At 69.7% G+C, this 5822-nt stretch carries 5 protein-coding genes; 3 read left to right on the top strand and 2 right to left on the bottom strand.

All coding sequences use genetic code 11. From position 1 onward, the window contains the following. The first annotated feature begins 681 nt into the window (after positions 1-681). Complete coding sequence (locus ACFFNX_RS43875) at positions 682-1455, top strand: SigB/SigF/SigG family RNA polymerase sigma factor (RefSeq protein ID WP_378212181.1); 774 nt, start codon at positions 682-684, stop codon at positions 1453-1455. Positions 1456-1798: 343 nt separating this feature from the next. Here ACFFNX_RS43875 and ACFFNX_RS43870 read toward each other — a convergent pair whose 3' ends face one another. Both ACFFNX_RS43870 and ACFFNX_RS43865 read right to left on the bottom strand, forming a co-directional pair. Continuing rightward, on the bottom strand, positions 1799-2842 hold the full coding sequence (locus tag ACFFNX_RS43870; protein ID WP_378212180.1) for an NAD-dependent epimerase/dehydratase family protein: 1044 nt from the start codon (positions 2840-2842) through the stop codon (positions 1799-1801). A 64-nt stretch (positions 2843-2906) separates the two neighbouring features. After that, positions 2907-3620 carry a hypothetical protein gene (locus ACFFNX_RS43865; RefSeq protein ID WP_378212179.1) on the bottom strand — a complete coding sequence of 238 codons (714 nt, stop codon included), beginning with the start codon at positions 3618-3620 and terminating at the stop codon, positions 2907-2909. Positions 3621-3797: 177 nt separating this feature from the next. Here ACFFNX_RS43865 and ACFFNX_RS43860 point away from each other — a divergent pair, with 177 nt between their 5' ends. Further along, positions 3798-3968 (top strand): DUF5670 family protein, encoded by a 171-nt coding sequence (locus ACFFNX_RS43860; protein ID WP_378212178.1) that lies wholly within the window; start codon positions 3798-3800, stop codon positions 3966-3968. A 281-nt stretch (positions 3969-4249) separates the two neighbouring features. Continuing rightward, complete coding sequence (locus ACFFNX_RS43855; protein ID WP_378212176.1) at positions 4250-5677, top strand: alkaline phosphatase family protein; 1428 nt, start codon at positions 4250-4252, stop codon at positions 5675-5677. Positions 5678-5822: the final 145 nt, after the last annotated feature.

The following is a 5822-nucleotide window of genomic DNA, read 5'->3' as shown; positions in this document are numbered from 1 at the left end:
AGCCCAAGCACGCAGGAACCACTTCCGGCGACGCTTGCGCCTCCAGGTCCTACAGATCTAGCCATGTAGTACTAGCGCCTGTCTCAAGGTCCCCGTTCCCAGCGAAGCGGCGTCCAGGGGGGCGCTCGCAAGGCTCGGCTGTCGACCGACGGCAACGCGGCGAGGCGCCGCGCAGCCGGACAGCGGGACTCTGAGACAGGCCCCCTGAGGCGGTGTCCATGAACCGTGCGCCCCCGGTTCACGTGAGGGGCGACCCTCACAACCGCGAGCGGCCCCACGTCGCCGCGCTCGCCGAGCCGTCCGGCCTGGCCCGCGAGGATCCGAGGGCCTGCCCTGGCAGGAGTCCGACGGCGGCCGGGCCGACCAGGGCCGTACGGACCTGCACGCCTCCATCGACACCGCCCGGTGAACCCTTGCGCGGACACCGCGCTAACGCCCGGGCCGAGACGCGTGGCACAGAATCTCTCTGGTTGACTTGCCGCGCACCGGGGTACACGGTGAAGGTCCGGCTTGATGCCGGACCAGGGTCCAACAGCGCGGCCCTCACGTAGACCGACGAAACGTGAGGTGACGGCTGCGCATGCGACCGGTGATCGTGGTTTCGGCCCGGCGACCCAGCGAAGACACCCAGCGCATCCGCCCGACTCACGGCGTTCAGCGCAACTCTTCCTGGGAGATCGCATGACGACCCAGATCGACTACGACGACGGCCGCGCCGAGGCGCTGCTGGGTGAGCTCGACGGCCTGTCGCAGGAGGATCCACGGCGCGAGGAGATCCGTACGGAGCTCGTGCGGATGCACATGCCCATCGTCCGTGGCATCGCCCGGCGCTATGCCCAGTACGACGAGCCCGTCGAGGACGTGCAACAGGCCGCGACGCTGGGACTGGTCAAGGCCATCAACCGGTACGACACCGAGCGCGGGGAACGGTTCCTCGCCTACGCCGGCCCGACGATGACGGGCGAGGTCAAGCGGCACTTCCGCGACCGTACCTGGCTGTTGCGCATGCCCCGCCGGCTGCAGGAGCTGCGGCTGGCGATGCGTGAGGCCCGGCGCGACTTCTTCCGTGACCACAACCGCCCGCCGACGGTGCCGGAGATCGCCGAGATCCTGAACATCAGCGAAGAGGAGGCCATCGAGGTGATCGGCGCCTTCGACGCCTACCGGCCGATGTCGCTCGACACGCCGGTGGGCGATGAGGACGACGCCGGTTCCTTCGGTGAGCTGATCGGCGCGCCTGACTCGGCGATCGAGGACGCCGTCGACCACATCGCGGTACGCCCGCTGCTCGACAGGCTGCCCGAGCGGGAGCGGATGATCATCTTGTACCGGTTCTACGGCAACAAGACGCAGACCGAGATCGCTGAGCTGATGGGCCTGTCGCAGATGCACGTGTCTCGGCTCATCTCCCGCACGCTCGCCCAACTCCAGGCCGAGTTGCTCAGGGACTCCTGAACGGTGAATCGACGGGCCCGAAGCGGGTAGCGACGAGAGGCAGCCGACGCGTTGAGACGACCAGCGCGCCGGTCAGTCTGGGGACGGTTGCCGCGGCGACCGCCCCCGGACGCGTCTCGAAGCCCCGAAGGGACCCGACCTAGGGTCTGTCTCGAAGTGGTCGGGTCGTGGGTTTTCCACAGCCGTGGGTGTGGTCTTTCTTTGGTGTGTGGGGTGGCTTGACAGGAAGTGGGGTCGGCGCCCCCTGGGAGGGCGGGGAGTGTCCCTGGGCGGGGAGTGTCCCTGGGCGGGGAGTGTCCCGGAAGGCGGGAGTGTCCCGGGCGGCGGGACTTCGAAACGTGCCCTAGGGGAGCGGCCGGCGGCTCGTGAGGAGTTCGCGGAGTCGGCTGCCGGAGTGGGCGGCCAGTGGCGGCGTGACCGTGCCCGTGCCCGCGCCCTCGCGTAGCCCCGTGATGAACTCCTCCAGCGCGTCGATCGCGCTGTCGCGCGGCGTCCAGCCGAGTTCGTCGCGGGCACGGGAGCAGTCCATGATCGGCAGGCGCAGTACGGCGTCGAACAGGCCCGGTGAGGCCGGGAGCAGGTTGAGCCACCAGCCGGCCGCGACGGCGGCGCGTACGAGGCGGGCGGGGACGAGCACCGGGCGTGCGTCCAGCAGTTCGGCGAGCTCTGGGGTGCCGATGACCGGGTCGGCCGCGACGTTGAACGCGCCGCGGGCGTTGCCGAGTGCCGCCAGCCGGTAGGCCTCCGCGATGTCCGTGCTGGTCACCACCTGGAACCGTAGCCCCGGAATCTCCGGGACGACCGGGAGGGCACGGGCGTCGATGTTGGGCAGCAGCGGCCCCGCGAAGATGCGGCGCTGCTCCTGCGCCGCCTCCCGCTTGAAGATGAACCCGGGGCGGAGCCGTACGACCCGGAGGTCTGGATGCTCGGCCTCGAAGGCGTCCAGGATCCGCTCGACGTAGGCCTTCTCTCGTGTGTAGGAGGCGCCCGGCCAGCCGTCGGTCGGCCACGATTCGCCGACGGCCCGGTCCTTGGGACCGGGGGAGTACGCGCCGACCGAGGACGCGTACACCAGCGACCGCACGCCCGCCGCGGCGACCGCGTCGAAGACCCGTCGGCTGCCCAGCACGTTGACACGCCAGGTCGCCGCCGGGTCGTGGGTGGGCTGGAAGGCCCAGGCGAGGTGGACGACGGCGTCGGCGCCGCGGAAGAGCGGGACGAGGTCGGTCGTGGTGACGTCCGCGGACGCCCACTCCGCCTTCGGCAGCTCAAGGTCCGGGGTGCGCCGGGCGAGGCACACCAGCGACGTGACGGCCGGGTCGGCCGCCAGCGCCTGTGCCGTGCTCGAACCGACATTGCCCGTGGCACCCACGATGACGATCCTCATACAAGAAGCGCTACCCCGGGATCGCCCTGGTCATGAGTGCCGCCTGCCGGACGGCCCCCGGAGGCTACAGCCGGGCGAGGCGGCGCCGGGCGACCCGCAGGAGGGTGCGCAGGGTGTCCTCGTCGACGTCCTCGCCGATTCCGGGATCGAGGAGCTCCTCGGCCAGCAGCCATTCGAGCAGGGCGATACGCCGCCGGTGGAGGCTGATCAGCGCTTCGCGGTCGTGGCCGTCCTCGTCGATCATCTCGGATGCGGAGGCGAGGAGCTCGTAGTGCTCGATCGGGGACATGGCGGTCAGCCCGGAGCCGACCGGGTGTTCGCGGATCTCCGCGTCGGGATGGTGCCAGAACGCGTCGTCGCGCCGGGCGTCCCCGGTCAGCCACTCGTCCAGGCGCGCCGCGCTCCCGGCCGGGTCGCCGGCGCCCTCGGGCAGGGGGTCCGCCCGGTCCGGGTCGAGCCAGGCCGCCACCAGGTTCCGGTCGAGCCGTGCCACCGGCTCCTCGAACCGTCGCCGGACCGCCGCGACGTCCTCGTTCAGCACCTCGGCGATCCGCTCCCAGGTCGTGCCGCGCCGGCGTTCGCACGACACGGCGTACGTCAGCGCCTCGCCGGCCGTGTCGACCAGCCGTCCGGCGAGCTCGGCCAGCTCGCCGCGCGGGCAGCCGGACTCGTCGTGCGTGGGTACGAGCGAGGCCGCGGTGGCGCTGACCTGCGCGGCACTGGCCGACAACGCGACCCGCACCCGGGCCTCCATGCTGTAACTGAGGTCGTCGTCCATGAAACCTCGACGTCCTTCCTCCCGGCTTCTCATCCCCGCCCCGTTACCCCGGGTGTCGGTCGCAAACGTTTCCGTCGTGATCGGCTCCGGCCGGAGCGGAAACGAACGGAACCGATCTAAGTGCGTTGCATGAACCCTTCGAACGCGGGTAGCGGGTTGGCCGGGAGGTAATGACAAATGGTTCCTTTGATTCTGGTTCTACTGCTCGCCCTGATCCTCTTCGGGGCGGGTTTCGCCCTCAAGGCTCTCTGGTGGATCGCCATCATCGTCCTCGTGCTCTGGCTGCTCGGTTTCGTGTTCAGAGGCGCTGGATCGTCAGGCGCCCGTGGCCGGTGGTATCGCTGGTAGCAGACGCGTAAGTACGTAACAGGCAGAGGCCCGTCACATCCGTGGCGGGCCTCCTTTACGGCCGGCCGGCGCGATTAGTGATCGTTGGCCGACGGAATGTCATGGCGCCAGGTCGACCGGCTCGACACATATTGATCAAGCCGATGACTTGTTGTGTCATGAAGAGTCACCACGCATATTGAGCTATTTGTCGTCTCCCGTTCATCCGGCCGCACCACGGGCGCCCTTCCCGCGAGTCATCGTCCAACGTGCCTCGCCCCCCTGCCAGACGGGAGCCCCCCATGCCGGACCTGACTCGCCGACGCCTGTTCGGAGCGGCCGGCGCCGTGGCCGCCGCTGCGTTCGCCGCCGAGTTCCTTCCGCCCAACGTGCGCCGCGCGCTCGCCGAGACGCCGGAACGCCTGACCGCCTCGCTGAGCGACATCAAGCACGTCGTGATCCTCATGCAGGAGAACCGGTCGTTCGACCACTACTACGGCACGCTGCCGGGTGTCCGCGGCTTCTCCGACCCGAACGCCATCAAGCTCAGCACCGGGAAATCGGTCTTCTACCAGCCCGACACGGTGAACCCCGCCGGTTATCTGCTGCCCTTCCACCTCGACACGAAGAAGACCAGCGCGCAGGCGATCCCGTCCACGAGCCACGCGTGGAGCGTGCAACACCAGGCGTGGAACAACGGGAAGATGGACAAGTGGCTGCCGGCGCACCGCGCCGCCGACGGCGCCAACGGCCCGTACGTCATGGGATACCACTCGCGCGCCGACATCCCGTTCCAGTTCGCCCTGGCCGAGTCGTTCACGATCTGCGACAACTACTTCTGCTCGGTCATGGGCCCGACCTGGCCGAACCGGCTCTATCTGATGAGCGCGACCATCGACCCGGGCGGCACTCGCGGCGGCCCGGTCATCAGCAACGCCGACCCGACGCCGTACGCGTGGAAGACCTACCCGCAGGCGCTGACCGATGCGGGCGTGACCTGGAAGGTCTACCAGGAGAGCGACAACTACGGCTGCAACATGCTGGAGTACTTCAAGACCTTCCAGGACGCGCCGACGAGTTCCACGCTCTACAAGAGCGGGATGGCCGTCTCCTCGGCGGGTCAGTTCGAGCACGACGCCGAGAACGACAAGCTGCCCACGGTCTCGTGGATCATCCCGACGAGTACCCAGTCGGAACATCCCGACTACATGCCGGCCGCCGGGGCCGACTACGTGGCCAGCAAGATCGACGCCATCGCGTCCAACCCGGACGTGTGGAGCAAGACGCTGTTCATCCTCAACTACGACGAGAACGACGGATTGTTCGACCACGTCCCGCCGCCGGTGCCGCCCGCCGGCACGGCCGGGGAGTTCGTGAACGGCGTGCCGATCGGTGGCGGGTTCCGGGTGCCGTGCCTGCTCATCTCGCCGTGGACGATGGGCGGCTGGGTGGCCACCGAGAGGTTCGACCACACCTCCACGCTGCGGTTCCTCGAACAGCTGACCGGCGTGGCGGCGCCCAACCTCAGCGCCTGGCGGCGTTCGACCTTCGGCGACCTGACCTCGGCGCTCGGCATGGCCTCCACCGCGACCCCGCCGGAGCTGCCGGACACCAAGGCGCAGCTCGAGGAGGCGGAGAAGGAGGTGGAGACGCTGCCGAAGCCGAAGTTCCCGGGCCGTACGCAGACACCGCCCAAGCAGGAGACCGGGTCGATCCCGCGCCCGCGCTGATCCGCGCCCGCCCGTACGGGGTCAGGGCGTCTGTACGGGACCCTCGCCATCGGGCGTCGCGGCCGGTGCCGCCGAGTGGACGGCCGGCGGACCGGCGGTGGCCTCGGCGGACCGCTGCCCGGGCGCCGGCCGGAGCGTGGCGCTC

The sequence above is a fragment of the Actinoallomurus acaciae genome, assembly GCF_042429965.1.
Classification (GTDB): domain Bacteria; phylum Actinomycetota; class Actinomycetes; order Streptosporangiales; family Streptosporangiaceae; genus Actinoallomurus; species Actinoallomurus acaciae.
The sequence above is the reverse complement of the archived record's forward strand: the minus strand, read 5'-3'. Positions and strand labels throughout refer to the sequence as shown.

Excerpts from the sequence above, each read along its gene's own strand:
- ACFFNX_RS43875 (WP_378212181.1), top strand. The coding sequence starts at position 682 with ATGACGACCCAGATCGACTACGACGACGGCCGCGCCGAGGCGCTGCTG.
- ACFFNX_RS43870 (WP_378212180.1), bottom strand. The coding sequence starts at position 2,842 with ATGAGGATCGTCATCGTGGGTGCCACGGGCAATGTCGGTTCGAGCACG.
- ACFFNX_RS43865 (WP_378212179.1), bottom strand. The coding sequence starts at position 3,620 with ATGGACGACGACCTCAGTTACAGCATGGAGGCCCGGGTGCGGGTCGCG.
- ACFFNX_RS43860 (WP_378212178.1), top strand. The coding sequence starts at position 3,798 with ATGGTTCCTTTGATTCTGGTTCTACTGCTCGCCCTGATCCTCTTCGGG.
- ACFFNX_RS43855 (WP_378212176.1), top strand. The coding sequence starts at position 4,250 with ATGCCGGACCTGACTCGCCGACGCCTGTTCGGAGCGGCCGGCGCCGTG.